Here is a 14,038-nt window from a genome sequence, read left to right as displayed (position 1 = left end):
TTCAAAATGACGAATCGTCAGTTTTGAGTTTTAGGAGGAAATACGATGAAAAAAAGCTGGATGTATGTTGCACTCACTTGTTTATTCGAATTACTTTGGGTGTTTGGTTTAAATAGAGCTGATGCTGTGTGGGAATGGGCGGTCATTATCTGTCTGATCCCAGTTGATTTTTATTTTTTAATGAAGGCCTGCGAAAAGCTGCCGACAGGGACCGTGTACGCCGTGTTTGCCGGAGTTGGAACGATTGGGACATCTTTGATGGATTATACGCTGTTTGGCGGTTCGTTTTCATTAGAAAAGCTCTTATTTATGGGCATTTTAATTCTCGGAATTATCGGACTGAAAGTGTCTGATGGAGATGTACATGAGCAGAAAGGAGAAGCGGTATAAATGGGCTGGTTTTTTGTACTGTTAGCCTCTGCCTGCGAAATCGGCGGAACCATTGGCCTCAATATGTTTAGTAAGAAAAAGCAAATCACGACAGGCATTTTATTTGTCGGCGGGTTTGCGTTATCCTTTTTGTTTTTATACGCCTCGTTCTCGTCCGTTCAAGTATCCGTCGCTTATACGGTCTGGATCGGGCTTGGAACGGCGGGCTCTGTCTTGTTTAATATGATTCTATTTAAAGAGCCGAAAAACATGATTCGTATACTGAGCTTGCTGCTGATTGTAATTGGTGTGGTTGGGCTGAAGCTGTTTGCGTAATTGAATCACAAGAAAGAAAAAATTTATGATGGTATTAGCTATTACATTAGCAATAGAAAAAGCAATGGAATGATGTTCCATTGCTTTTTAAGTTACTTTATATACTTTTCTTGATACACTTTAAATTGTTCTTCGTATTTTTGCAGCTTTTCCCCATCAACTTTTGAATTTAATTTCGGTTTTCGCTTTCCAATCACCATCACATCTTTATCTACAATAGGACTTGTTAAAAAGATGTATGGCGCAAAACGATCACACTTCGTATTTGGGAGGGTTACGGATAACCTGGCATATTCTTCTGTCGGGAATTGGTTCGAAATTTCAAGTTCCTTGAGTCCCTCTAATTCCGATATCGGCTCTAAAGACTCGTCCTTCACTTTTATATTTGATAAACACAGATATGTTAAATTCTTGAGGTATCTTAAAGGTTGAAGAGTATTTAAGTTTAATGAATTAAAAAGGCCGCCTGACAATTCTAACCATTCTAAATCAGTTTTTTTCTGCAAAGGAGCTATGTCATTCAACTTTGAAAAATCTGTTATGGATAAAGATTTTAAAAACGTGTTTTTTGATAAATCCCATAAACTTTGTGCCTTTGTATTCCATTCAAGTGCCAATACCTCAACATCTTTAAGAGAACTGATGATTGATAAATCTTCTACTCTCAGTTCACGCATATAGAGCATTTTGGGATTAACTAAGCTCAAGATCGTATTGAATTCCTTTTGGTTCACTTTGTAAATCCACAATTTCGTCAGGTTAGAAAAAGATTTCAACCTTTCAATATTTTTTGTTTTTCCTGTGATTAACAACTCAGTGGAGCTTTCATCTACATCGGCTAAATCATGAACAACTTCTGGTCGTTTATCATGATGAAAAATATATTGGGGGTCTTCTTTTCGCATGCTTTTACCTCCACACCTATAATTAAGGAATATCTAAATAAATTTTATCAGTATTTTGGAGTCAACACATTATTATCTTTATCACTTTCTGATATTTCTTCCGAAGAAACAGGGGAAGGGATAAAAACTAGATGATCTTCTTTGGTCGCCAATCGTGATTATGACCTCTGTTTTCAATCCATTTTATAAAATCTTTATCATCTAAAATATGAAGCAGTCATTGGAGACTATCTGCTAGGCAGCGGACTTTTTAGTAGATAATAAAGTGAGTAAAACGACTATATATAAACAAATAAAAGAACTCTAATTCATATACGAATTAGAGTCCTCATGATATGACTGATTTTATTTTTCCACCTTAAAATCAAACCCGCTAATCCTTTTTTATTTCTCGTTTAATGGGTATCTTGCTGCTCGAGCAAGAGATCCATTGCGTAAATCGATTCGCCTTTCTCATCCAATAAAAAGTACACAATCAAAGGCTCTCCAATAGATTCTGTCTGCTGCGTGAACAAAACACAGGTGAATTTTTCAATACCAACTGGCAGCAGTCTTTTTAATAAAGGGTGAAGAATAGGCGAAGCCCGAATTGTATCTACATCAACATTCCAATGTTCATTTTTTAAAGTTGGATAATGCTCTGATAACAATTCGTGTAACATGTCGGTCGTGAGCGCTGCTTTTCCATCGCATCCATCATTTATTATGTTGGTGTTATACATCCGATGGCTGCTCACCCTTTGAAGCATTGATTCGTATTCCTTTTAAGACAAAGCGTTTCTGACCATCAAGTGTACAAGTGATCAATGTCAGTTCATTTTTCCCGCGATCCTTTAGTACATCCACATCCGTCGGTTCTATCGTAGCTGAGCTGACAATTTTATATTCGTATGTTTCTGCTTGATGATGTAAGACGACTTTTTCTCCTTTAGATACCTCTGGCAGCTGACGGAAAAGACGATCGCCTCTATACCCTCTATGCCCTGCAATCGTGAAATTCCCTTCACCTGGCATTTGATGAGATTTAATTTGAGTCAGTGCTATACCTAAATTTTCTTTTGTTGTAACAGGAAGCACTTTTTCGTTTAAATCAATTGACGGGATCTCTAGCTCCATCACATCTCGTAGGTCTTCTTCTGACACAGTTAAATGTGGAATAGAAGAAAGGGCATCACTTTCATTTTCTTCAATCATCTTTAATGCCTGTTCCATTGCTGCTGTCTCTTGAGAAGTTCGCCACTCATATAGAAAAGGAACGGAGATGAGCATCAGCCCCGTGACCACCAAAAAGCTGCCTAATAAGGTTCTTTTTTTCATCAATACACTCGTTCCTTCCTTTTACTGAATGGTTCTTCTTCTGATAACAAGAAGAACAGTTCCAGACACTACTAGTAAAATCCCTGCATACATCAAGTAACGCAGCCATTCTTCTCCAGTCTTTGGCAGCTCACCGTTTGAGTCATGAGGCGGATGCTGATCCCCTTTATCTGAGGCTGGAGGATTCGTGTGTTCCTCTTCATTCTTCACTGGTGCATTTTTTACAATCATTGTCTTGATCTCCACTTCGCCCATTTGAATTGTAAAAGCGAGCGGCTTCTTTAAAGCTACATAACCATCTGGTGCTTTCGTCTCTGTGAGTATATACTCTCCAGGTTTAAGCCCTTTGACAATCGCTTCTCCGTCTTTTCCTGTGGTCACAGATTTTATGGTTTTCCCGGCTTTTGTACGAATGTCAAAGGCTGCCCCTTTTAAGGTTCTATCTGTCTGCTGGTCTACCTTTATAATACGCAGACTTCCTAAGATCAAGTGATTCTTCGCTGTTAATTGAAGCGGCTTCTGCTGATTTTTCTCAATTGTGAACAGGATCGGCTGATGATCCAATTGATAGCCATGAGGTGCTTTCGTTTCAACGAATTGATATTGTCCCGGTTTTAGATCGTTGATGTGAAGCTTTCCTTTTTGGTCCGTTACAAGTGATTTCTTCAACGTTTTTCCTTCTTTACTCAGAAGAGCAAACTCTGCATTTTCCAGCGTATGTCCCTCATCGTCCACTTTGGTCAGTTCCACTGCTCCCGGCGTCAGCTTGTTAATCATTTCTACTTTTGCTGGTTTGTCTTGACCTAATCGAATCGTAAAGGTGACAGGTGTCTGATCCAATTCATAGCCGGCAATGCTTGCTGTTTCGACAAATCGATAGGTGCCTGGCTTCAGTTGATCGACTGTCAGTTGACCGTTTTTATCTGTCTTTAAGTCTTTCTTTATACGCTGATCGTGCTCATCAAGCAGATCGAAGGTCACTCCATTGAGCAACTGACCATCTTCTCCTTTTTTCTGAAGCTGCACAGCACTTGTCGTCCGAATATTTTCTTTTGTCACTTTCACCAGTTGATTTGGGTTGAATTCAATCTTAAAGTCTACTGGTTCTGCATCAAGTTTATGTCCAAAAGGAGCCTTCGTTTCAACCAATTGGTAAGCGCCTGGTTTCAAATCGTTGACAGTGATGATGCCTTTCTCGTTTGTTGTTAAACCCGACATCAATTCTTTGCCATCGTCATTGAAAAGGGTAAATTCTGCGCCTTTCAATCTTTCTTTTTCTTCCCCTATTTTTGTGAGTTCTACAGAACCTTTCTTAAGCTGATTGATGGCCTCCACTTGAATCAACTCTTTTTGACCTAATTTAACTTCAAAGACAAGTGGTTTCGTACTCAATTCATAGCCTTCAAGACTCTTTCTTTCAACAAATTGATAGGTTCCAGGTTTTAGCCCTGTGAAGGTGATCTTTCCATCCTGATTGGTTGTAACCCCTTCTCCTCCTGCCACTATCTTTCCTTTATCATCAGATAGATCAAAGACAACCCCTTCTAATGATTTCCCATCTTCGCCTTTTTTGTGCAGTAGCACTCCGCCTGTAGTGCGGCTATTTTCTTTTGTCACACTGACCAGCTTCTCAGGGTTAAATGGAATAGCAAAAGTGACAGGTGTTTCGTCAAGCTCATGACCGAATGGAGCCTTCGTTTCAACAAACTGATAGGTTCCAGGTTTCAGATCGTTGACGATGATCTTCCCGTTCTGATCAGTGACGAGACCTGTTTTCATCTCTTTTCCATTTGCATCTACAAGCTTAAATTCTGCTCCTTTAAGCACATCATCCTTTTCACCGCGCTTCGTGAGCTCGACAGCTCCAGTTTTAAGATCATTGATCACTTTGATCTCTGCTGGTGTTTTTTGTGCGACTTCGATGGTAAACGGATAAGGCTTATTTTTCTTTTCGTAACCATCAATACTCTCTGTCTCTACGAGCTGATATTTGCCCGGTTTGAGGTTGTCGACCAAAAGCTTCCCATCTTCATCTGTTGTCAAATTTTTACGCACAACTTCGTCATTTTGATCCCTGACTTCAAATCGAACACCTTGAAGTTTCTTGCCATCTTCCCCTTCTTTCATCACTTCTAATGCACTTGTTTCATATAGGTTCTTTTGTGAAATGACGACTGGTTCCTTTGGATCAAGTGGTACTTCAAATTTGATTGGCGTTTCATCTAATACATAACCATCGGGTGCTTTTGTTTCAATGAGGTGATACGTACCCGGCCTTAGTTCGTTTATCGTGATCTTGCCATTTTCTCCTGTGACAAGCGAACCTTTTAGCTCATGCCCATCTTGATCTAAAAGCTTGAACTGTGCACCTTCTAGTCGCTCTCCGCCTTCACCTATTTTGCTCAATTCTGCAGAGCCTTTGATGATGTCATTTACTGCAGTTACAATTGTTGTTTCTGTTTGATTTTCTTTAATGGTGAACGGCCATTTTTGCTGATTTAACTGATAGCCTTTCGGTGCGTTTGTCTCCACAAAATAATAGGAACCTGGCTCAAGATGTTTGAAAAGAATTTCTCCTTTTTCGTCCGTTTTCAAATCGGTTTGGACGGTATCTCCAGATTCATTTTTCAGTTCAAATTCTGCATTCTCTAATGCTGCACCCGTCTCTTTGTATTTTTTCGTTAACTTGACATGCTGGCGGATTTCTTGGTTCTGGACCGTCATGCTATTTCCTGTTTTCGCTTGATCTCCTGATTCGTAAGGCTGATCAATCGTTACATGGATCGGTTCCTTCGTTTTAATATAACCATCAGGTGCTTTCTCTTCTGTCACGATATAGTCACCATACAGAAGACGATCAAATCGAAGAGCTCCTTCTTCATCTGTTGTCTTTGTACCTATGACAATACCGCTCGCAGCATCTGTCAGAGAGAAGCTTGCTCCTTTTAGCGCTTTTCCACTACTCGCATCTACCTTTTTAACGGTTAAAGCACCAATCGATCCTGTGCCATCTCCCATGCCAGCGGTGCGTTTGACCACAATTGAGGCTTCGGATTCCTTTTTGATTTCTTTTACATTTTCACCTCTAAACGTCACTTCGTTTTGAAGTGTACTTCCCACTTTATCTAAAATGAGAGATTGGTATTCCAAAATATATGGTCTCGTGATTTCTTCTTTAAATTTAATTTGAAAAGAATCTGGATCGAATTCAAGATCTAGCTCATAATCCTTCCCTTTTTCCAGCTCTTCTCCTTTTGTCACTTGCCCCTTTTCATCTATTGTCGTCGAATAGAGATGAAATGAGTTTTCTATTATGGCTTGGTTAGTGCTTGGATGATCTATAATCGTCGCATCTTGGACTGTTGATTGACCAAAGTTGATATTTAGTTTCCAATCAATGACTTTTCCTTGTTGATTTCCTGATTTGCTCGTGTATTTCCCCCCATTTGGAATGGACACCACAGCATTCACGTCTGATTCTTTTGTCTGTCCATCATAAAGGGTCGCTTTATTATCGTAGGTTTTCTGTACTAAATCCATTCCTTCAACACTTGTTTGATACGTGATTTTGTATGGAGAATCAATGGCTTTTTTGAAAATGACTTCGAAGCCTGTTTCTCCCTTTTCATTTTCAAGGAATTTGATGTCGTAATTTTCTTTCGCTAATACCTCTTTTTCTTCCGTACCATTTTCCCCGCCATGTAAATCAAGCGAATAGACGGTGATTGAATCTTTAAGCAAACGCTGGTTTCCTTGAATGAAATCTTCAATTCTCGCCTCTTCTAGATGTTTCAAGTTATAGTTCACACCGATATTCCATGTGATCTCTTTTTTCTTTGCATTATAAGTTCCGTTTTTGAAGCCATTTGACTGCGTGTATGTGTCAGGCGTGAAGACAGATTGATTTTCCTTCGTCAAATCCTTGCCTTCTTCATTTACCCATTCAAGCTTTACATGATTACGCAGGTTCTTTTGATCTTTATCTGCTCTTTTTTCATAGTCAAAAGACGTTGTATATGTGACGGTATGTTCTGTCTTTATTTCTTTCGTAAATTGAATATCAAATCCATTTGCATGTTCAACTACTTGATAATCTGTGCCTTCTTCAAGCACTGTATTACCTGTCGTCACTTTTAAACTATCTTTTTGCAGCGTCAATCCTTCGTTTGTAAACGTATCTTTTAATATCACATTGTTCATCGTTTGTTGATCTTTGTTGAAGGTGATACGCCAGGGAATGGTCTTGTTCTTGTAATTCGGTGTTCCATGACTTTTCGTTAGGATTTGCTGGTCAATTCTTTGCTTCCCTTGTTTGCTCTCTTTGCCAGCTGTTACCGTATTGATAATCTCTTCAGCTTCAAAAATCCGCTCGGTTGCTTTTGTTTGATAGGTGATGAGATAAGCCGATTGAATATCTTGATTGAATTGCAAGGTAAACCCGTTTTGTTCATCCTTTTTTTGAGGTTGAACCACATAATTTTCAAACGCTTTTGTTCCTGCTTCGTTGCCATTTTGATCAATTGTGACTTCTTTGACTTGAATGGAATCAGATATCAGCGCCTGTGTGCCGTTAAAGAAGTCTTCTAACAAAGCGTCCTTTTCAGCAATCTTTTTTTCGTTATAGTTATAACGAATTTCCCATGTAATTGTTTGTGTGACTGGGTCGTATTGGGCGGCTTTTTTATTTAAAGGACTGCCTCTTGTCACATTCACTGTGCCTTCTGCTGAACTGATCACTTTATCACCAGAGACAAGGGACGCTTTATTACGAAACGCAGACTGGTCTTGATTCGTAATGTCCGTTTCATACATTAAACGGTAAGCTAGATGAACGTCATCTTTAAATTCAATCGTGAAATCTTGACCATCTGCTGTTTGGCCGATCGTGTAGTGGTTTTCGTCAAGCTGCTGACCAAGCGATGTTTCACCATTTAGCTTTGTATCAATACGATAAAGCTTGATTGAATCTTTTTTCAACGCCTGACCTTCTTGAATCGGATCTAACAGTTTCGCTTGTTTCACATCTTCTAAATCCATATTAAAATCTACTGTCCATTGAATGGTTTCAGCATTGTAAGATCGATTTGGTTCTCCCTTTTTAGAGACGTTTGGGCCATTTGGAATGTATTGAATCGGGATTGTTATTTTATCCTTTCCTTCAATCGGGGTAATGACCACTTCTTTTTCTTCAGTAATGACAGTTTTTTTATCTAATTGCGTCCACACTTGAAGTGTTCCATGGATATTTGAATATTGTTTAATAAAATCAGTGAATTCGATGGAGGCATTTCCGCTTTCATCTACAGAAAAATAACCAATGGTTGCCTGATTAAATTTCATCTCAAGACGATCGATTTTTTCATAAATCACTAATTCCTCTGGAACCTTGAAATGGAATTCATCCCCGCCATTATAGCTATGACCGTTCGGGATGGCCCACTCATAGTTAATGGAAATCAGCGAGTTGATGTCAGGCTTTTCAACTGAATTTCCTTCCTGATCTTCAAAAATTAATTTCGCATCAGTGAGGAGATTTTCTTGTATCTGCATTTGTTTTGAAACACTTTGCAGCCCTGCACGCTTAGATACATTCACTTTGTTTTTTAGTAATTCATCTTCATCGCTTTGTTTCGTTTGAGCGGCTTCTTGATTCTTAGCATCTTTTTCAGATAAGGTTGACTCCTCTTTTGGAAGGCTTTCTTCACTCTCGTTTTGCTTTGTTTTCTCTTTTTGCTCAGCTATACTGGTGACATCGATGTCTATTGATCTTTCTAAATTTGGATCAAGCTCAACATCTTCTTTAAATATGACCGTCACTTCATTTTGTTTTGAAACGGTATACTCACCAACAATTATGTCACCCACAGTAATGGGTTCCTTCTGCTCCTTTTCTACCTGGATGGCAGAAGGGAGAGAGAGTACATACGGATATTGCCTTTTTAGATCAATTCCTTTTATAGACCAATGCACAGTGGCCTTTCTTACTTGCTGATCTTCCATGCTTGATAACTTATTGCCTTCGCTATCAGCAAACTCAATATCCCCATAAATGTTTTCTTGAATTTCTTTTGCTTGTGCCCCTGCTAAAGGCAAGACTCCTAATATACTAGACTGTATGACTAACACGGTAATGAGTGCCAGCGCCAATATTCTTTTCAATACATCCACCCTTTTCTAAATTTAATGTTCACCAATGATAAAAAAATCATTTGTATACTGTCTGATCAATCACTCCGCTTCTGATCTAATATTTTTTTAAAAATTTGCACCTTAAGACCCTATGAATAAAATGAGTTGATCAATCATGAGTAGTGGATTCTATAAATGGATTGGGGTCCATAGAAATGGGGAATAGTGAGAGGGATCATGAAGAATGTTTCTATTTATACTGGAATAAACAATAAATTATAAATACATGCATATATAAGCATGTACTCACATATGGTTCGTTCATATGAAACAAGCATGTATCTTATGGTATGTATGGTTAGACAGTTCAGCATCATATAGACCGCATTCCTTTCTACTCCCTTTCATATGGTAATCAAAAAGCTGCTGTGTTTTATTCTTACATTTACCGTTTCAACAGCAAAAAAATAAACTTAAATATCTAAAATGATCCATTTTTATAGGATTCATGGCTTACTTATCACCTTTTAAAAGAAATATATGAAGAATCAGGGCATAACATTTGTTTTCGTCTAATTTTTTTCTCTTTTATCATGAAAAGTGAAGACAAAACGATTTAGCCTAAACATTAAAATCATTTTATGCCTATTTAGAAAATCAAATGTTCTTTAAGTGAACTTCATCATATAGAGGCAAGCCAAGGGAAGGAGTTAGTTGTTTAATGGAGCTCATTGATAATAAATCAAAGAGATGGATAAAAATTTTAAAACTGCTTGTATCAAAAGATAAGTGGTGGAGCCTTCAAGAGATATCGAATGAACAAATAGGTTCGGTTCGTGCCATTCAAAGCGATTTAGAACAAATGAAGTCGTTCCAAACAGAGAACGGAGAGCCGTTAATCCACATAAAGCCAAGACAAGGCATATCCATTTGTTATACACAGACGATACGAGTCGACTACTATATCAAAGAAATTCTAAAAGATACGATTGAAATTCGATTGATTGACGGCGTTTTCTTTGAACAAAACAGGTCTTTCTATGAATGGATGGACACGCTGAATATCAGTAGATCCACATTGTATAACACCATTCATAAAATCAATTCGCTTCTTATCTCGTATGACCTTGAGTTACGACCAGATAGTATGCAGTTCCATGGAAATGAGAAGGAGATTCGTCAATTTTTTGTGGAATTTTTGTTTGAAGTCTATGGAAGCAGGCTTTGGCCATTCGATGATATTCAAAAGCAAGATGCAGTTGATTTTTTACAAAAGCTATTTCAGGTGCTCGAAGTCACTCTACCTGATGTGGCTATAGATAAATTTTGCCTATGGCTCGCCGTTTCCATACACCGAGTGAGGAAAAATTTTACCATACGACGCAATTATACGTACTCAATGGATAAGGAAAAACAAACATCTACAGCTAAAGGTATCTATAAACAAATCAAAAACTTGGAAGAACACGTTTGCCAAATGACAAAGGACACTTTTGGTGTTACGTTGGATCGTCACGAATTTGTCTTTTTACTATTGATTGAACCAGCTATTGGCCATTATAAATCAATTGAAACTGTCGAAGAAAAATTGACGTTCTTTCAATCGCATACACCACACCTCTTCGAAGCCATTCATTCCTTTATCAATCAATTGGAGTTGATTTTTCATCAAGAGGTGGCTAATCGCAAGGTGATGACGCTGATTCTTCTCCAATATTATGTGTATTCTAGGGAAATTACCGTAAGAGATGGATTCCTTTTCAAAAAGAAATCGAGGTATTTATCAGAGGTAAAAAAACAGCTTCCTTACTTCTATTCGAGGATTACTCATATCATCCAAGAGTTAAAAACAGACGATATACTTGCTTCTTTTGTGAAAAATGAACGAGAATTGATTCGTATCATTACTTCTAACTGGAGGGGGCTTGTTCATTTGGAAATGGATCGGAGAAACGTGTTGAACATTTTTGTCATTTCAACATTAGGTTATAATCATAGTTTGTTGATTGCGGATTTAATTAAATTAAGATTGCCTCCTCTCATTCATATTTTCACAAGTCCAGAAAATACATTAAATGAACTGACAATGGATCGACTTGGGATTGATATGATTGTGACTGATACTGAGCTTCCTAATCAATTAGGACGGTCTACGCTGCTGATCAGCTCTTTTCCAACAAAGAAAGAATTGGACAACTTGCACTCAAGATTGGTTGGTATGACAAACTAATATTCACAAGAAAAGCTGCTGAGGAGCTCTCAAGCAGCTTTTTTCTTCTGTATTAATGAAGCACTATTTGTTCATTCATCAAATCAATGGCGTAAAGCGATTGCTCATATTCATCTAATAAAAGGTAGACTTTGAGCGGTGCAGCGGTTTGATCTGTCTGCTGCGTGAATAGGACACAAGTGAATTTTTCGATTCCTTCTGGCAGCTTGCTTTTCAGAAAAGGATGAAGAATAGGAGAGATTCGAAGGGTATCAACATCTTTTAGCCAAAGCTCATCTTGTAACGCAGGATAATGGTCAACCAAAAACTGACGAAACACTTCCAATGTACTCAAGGTAGATATCCTCACTTTCTTCTATTTATGGCTTTAAGCTTACCTAAAAACAAACATGTTCAACTCATCCTATGATCTCAGTCCGCCTATTTTCGCATACTACTAGAGACACGATTTCATTTTTCTTCTAAAAGAATTGTAGATCAACTTTACTGTCATGGGTTTTCATTATGTATGACGTTTACTATATGAAATACGAATTCCAACCGATGGACCTATGATCATATTCTTATCTGTTTCTTTCGTGATGAAACGACAACTTCCTTCTACAAAATTCCATTTTTATTCTAAAAAGAGGAAAATGGGCAAAAAAGAACAGTTGCTCACTGTTCTTTTAGAAGTTATGAAAGGTCTGTCAAAGAGAACACTTCACCGCTCACTGCATCAACGCCTTCATGACAGTCGAGCTTTCCGCATAAAACATATTGTTTTTGCACATCGTCATAGACGTAGATGGGTGTAAGTTCGAGGCTTTCCTTCAATTTTTCAAAGGCTTCTTTCGGAGATATGGTGATTTCACTAGCTGTTTGAGATGGATTGAGTATCCCGCATACTTGAAACATCTCTTTTTTATCTATGTAATTAACGGCTTCAAAAGTGCTGGCATCAATGAAGACCTTGATCTTATCCATAAATCCAAAGCCTTCTTGCTCATTCGTTTTTAATATCGCTTGGATGTAGCCATGATCACGGTGGAGTGTTTTTAGCACCCACTTCCCTGTATCCTTTGAATATTTTTGCGCCAAAAAGGTTCGAACCGCTTTGATACACGCAGCTTGATCTTCTTTTGAGATCGGGAATGTATCTGGCGAAGGCTCCAGTGAGAAGGCTTGTTCAGCAGTAATGTCTTCGTTTATATTGATTTCCTTTTTTTCAAAAGCTTTGTTTAACGGTTCATTCCACTCCATGACCTGATGCATATGTATACAATGCGTTTCTTCACGCCCAATTTCAAACGGAAGCGTGCCTGTTCCATCGTTCTTCACATAAATTTCTTCTAACGCATATATAGGGCGGATTCGATTCTGCTCGAAGGATGGCCAATCAAACCGCTGCACTTGCTGCTTAGCTAAATCCTCGATCCTATTAATGGAAAGCACATATTCTTCAGCTCTTAATAGTTTTTTTGCCATAAATGGCCCTCGATGTGTAAAGTGAATGAGCTGCCCCTGTTCATCCCATTTCACTTCGATTCTGCCTGAAGGCGTCACTTTCACACCATCTATTGCTTCTTCGAAAAAAAGTTCCCCTTTCTCCTTTTGATGCATGTGAAAGTGCTCGCCATAGATCAACCCTGTTTCTTGTTCAATCCATTGAATGACATGAGCTGGATAAGGCCTCTTAAATGTGACACCATTCTTCGCGAAGGTTTTGTCCATGACAAAAATGACCGTTTCAATCTGGCCTGTATTTAAGTTCACGTCAATCACAGCTGTGCCGTCCGGGTTTAGATCATCGTCCTCGGGTTCAGCTTCATGAGAGGGAAACCATTCCATATTCAATGTATAAACCGTTTCATTGAACATATTGACGTAGCGATGAAAACTGTGCCTTTTTAAATAATAAAGATCTAAACCAAATTTCGCCTTTGTCTGATCGATCAGTTGTTGAATGTTTGCATTCATTTGTTTCACCTCAAAATGATGATGTTTTATGGAAGAAGAAAAATGACGATAAAGATGAAGATGATGATTACAGTTAAGAACCCTAAAGCTATTGCCATTATATTTGACTCTTTTGTATAGCCTGTTAATTCGCCTTCAGTCGACCGGTCGATTTTTTTAAAGCGAAAAAGCATGCTTATATTGATAAGGGCTAAAGCCATAACAAATAAGAAAATGAGAAACTTAGGTTCTATATGAAAAAATGGATCTTGCATCGTTTGAAAACTAAATGACTGGAAGAACATTAGCCCGCTCAATATCAATTTCCAAATATTTTCCACTCTTTGTTCTTTCTCCCACTCTTTTCCCAATTTCTCTTTTTCATAAATGGCTACCTGCTCAAAAATGGAAATGATAGACTTTGTTGATCCTTTTTTGATCAAGCCGTAAATACCTTGAAGGAGCATGAAGATTCCTAAACAAAGAAAGAAATATGTAAATTGAATCTCAACTTTTTGAATCAAAATAAAAAAAATCAAGATCAACATGCCGAATAGTAAATTAGAGGTAACTACTTGTTTCGTTCTCATCTTTTTCAATGCTGCTTGTTCCATGCAATACTCCTCTCCGTTTTAAAGGTTTCTGTTGAACGCTCTATCTTTATTACGGTTTTAACGAAAAAATGTTTCAATATTTTCCCTTTCCATTGCAGATTCCGTTTTTCTGCGGATCTTAAAATCTTTCATAAATAAAAAAAGAATTAAACATTCACTCCCCATCAGTTCAACGAATGTCTAATCCTTAGAAAAACCTA

Annotated in this window: 10 protein-coding genes; 3 read left to right on the top strand and 7 right to left on the bottom strand. The window is 38.0% G+C overall.

Annotated features, from left to right (window positions below):
* Positions 1-45 precede the first annotated feature (45 nt).
* Entirely contained in the window at positions 46-390 is a 345-nt protein-coding gene (locus AAZR19_RS17680; RefSeq protein ID WP_076839080.1) for a DMT family transporter, read from the top strand.
* Entirely contained in the window at positions 391-705 is a 315-nt protein-coding gene (locus tag AAZR19_RS17675) for a DMT family transporter (RefSeq protein WP_003217878.1), read from the top strand.
* A gap of 92 nt (positions 706-797) precedes the next feature.
* On the opposite strand, the gene AAZR19_RS17670 is transcribed toward AAZR19_RS17675, so the two are convergent.
* From AAZR19_RS17670 to AAZR19_RS17655, 4 genes are all read right to left on the bottom strand, one after another.
* A complete protein-coding gene (locus AAZR19_RS17670; protein ID WP_434703885.1) occupies positions 798-1,610 on the bottom strand; it encodes a leucine-rich repeat domain-containing protein in 813 nt (270 codons plus the stop codon).
* Between the two features lie 395 nt (positions 1,611-2,005).
* Positions 2,006-2,332: a hypothetical protein gene (locus AAZR19_RS17665; protein ID WP_434703883.1), complete on the bottom strand. Its 327-nt coding sequence runs from the start codon at positions 2,330-2,332 to the stop codon at positions 2,006-2,008.
* Positions 2,325-2,927 (bottom strand): class D sortase, encoded by a 603-nt coding sequence (locus tag AAZR19_RS17660; protein ID WP_226015535.1) that lies wholly within the window; start codon positions 2,925-2,927, stop codon positions 2,325-2,327. The genes AAZR19_RS17665 and AAZR19_RS17660 overlap by 8 nt, the downstream gene beginning before the upstream one ends.
* Positions 2,928-2,948: 21 nt before the next feature.
* Positions 2,949-9,095: a SpaA isopeptide-forming pilin-related protein gene (locus tag AAZR19_RS17655; RefSeq protein ID WP_434703880.1), complete on the bottom strand. Its 6,147-nt coding sequence runs from the start codon at positions 9,093-9,095 to the stop codon at positions 2,949-2,951.
* Positions 9,096-9,777: 682 nt separating this feature from the next.
* Here AAZR19_RS17655 and AAZR19_RS17650 point away from each other — a divergent pair.
* Entirely contained in the window at positions 9,778-11,286 is a 1,509-nt protein-coding gene (locus AAZR19_RS17650) for a helix-turn-helix domain-containing protein (protein WP_076839084.1), read from the top strand.
* Positions 11,287-11,338: 52 nt separating this feature from the next.
* Here AAZR19_RS17650 and AAZR19_RS17645 read toward each other — a convergent pair whose 3' ends face one another.
* The 3 genes from AAZR19_RS17645 to AAZR19_RS17635 form a co-directional block, all read right to left on the bottom strand.
* Positions 11,339-11,620 carry a hypothetical protein gene (locus AAZR19_RS17645; RefSeq protein ID WP_003217864.1) on the bottom strand — a complete coding sequence of 94 codons (282 nt, stop codon included), beginning with the start codon at positions 11,618-11,620 and terminating at the stop codon, positions 11,339-11,341.
* A gap of 341 nt (positions 11,621-11,961) precedes the next feature.
* Positions 11,962-13,245 carry a hypothetical protein gene (locus AAZR19_RS17640; RefSeq protein WP_434703877.1) on the bottom strand — a complete coding sequence of 428 codons (1,284 nt, stop codon included), beginning with the start codon at positions 13,243-13,245 and terminating at the stop codon, positions 11,962-11,964.
* A gap of 26 nt (positions 13,246-13,271) precedes the next feature.
* Positions 13,272-13,838 (bottom strand): hypothetical protein, encoded by a 567-nt coding sequence (locus AAZR19_RS17635; RefSeq protein WP_434703876.1) that lies wholly within the window; start codon positions 13,836-13,838, stop codon positions 13,272-13,274.
* Positions 13,839-14,038 lie beyond the last annotated feature (200 nt).

The sequence above is a fragment of the Bacillus sp. Je.9.29.b genome (assembly GCF_051129925.1).
GTDB classification, from domain to species: Bacteria; Bacillota; Bacilli; order Bacillales; family Bacillaceae; genus Bacillus; species Bacillus safensis.
Note: the sequence above shows the minus strand (reverse complement) of the source record. Positions and strands in the feature narration are given on the sequence as shown.

Bases quoted from the DNA above. Each gene is read 5' to 3' on its own strand.
- AAZR19_RS17675 (WP_003217878.1), top strand. From the start codon at position 391: ATGGGCTGGTTTTTTGTACTGTTAGCCTCTGCCTGCGAAATCGGCGGA.
- AAZR19_RS17670 (WP_434703885.1), bottom strand. From the start codon at position 1,610: ATGCGAAAAGAAGACCCCCAATATATTTTTCATCATGATAAACGACCA.
- AAZR19_RS17650 (WP_076839084.1), top strand. From the start codon at position 9,778: ATGGAGCTCATTGATAATAAATCAAAGAGATGGATAAAAATTTTAAAA.
- AAZR19_RS17640 (WP_434703877.1), bottom strand. From the start codon at position 13,245: ATGAATGCAAACATTCAACAACTGATCGATCAGACAAAGGCGAAATTT.
- AAZR19_RS17680 (WP_076839080.1), top strand. From the start codon at position 46: ATGAAAAAAAGCTGGATGTATGTTGCACTCACTTGTTTATTCGAATTA.
- AAZR19_RS17635 (WP_434703876.1), bottom strand. From the start codon at position 13,838: ATGGAACAAGCAGCATTGAAAAAGATGAGAACGAAACAAGTAGTTACC.
- AAZR19_RS17665 (WP_434703883.1), bottom strand. From the start codon at position 2,332: ATGTATAACACCAACATAATAAATGATGGATGCGATGGAAAAGCAGCG.
- AAZR19_RS17660 (WP_226015535.1), bottom strand. From the start codon at position 2,927: ATGAAAAAAAGAACCTTATTAGGCAGCTTTTTGGTGGTCACGGGGCTG.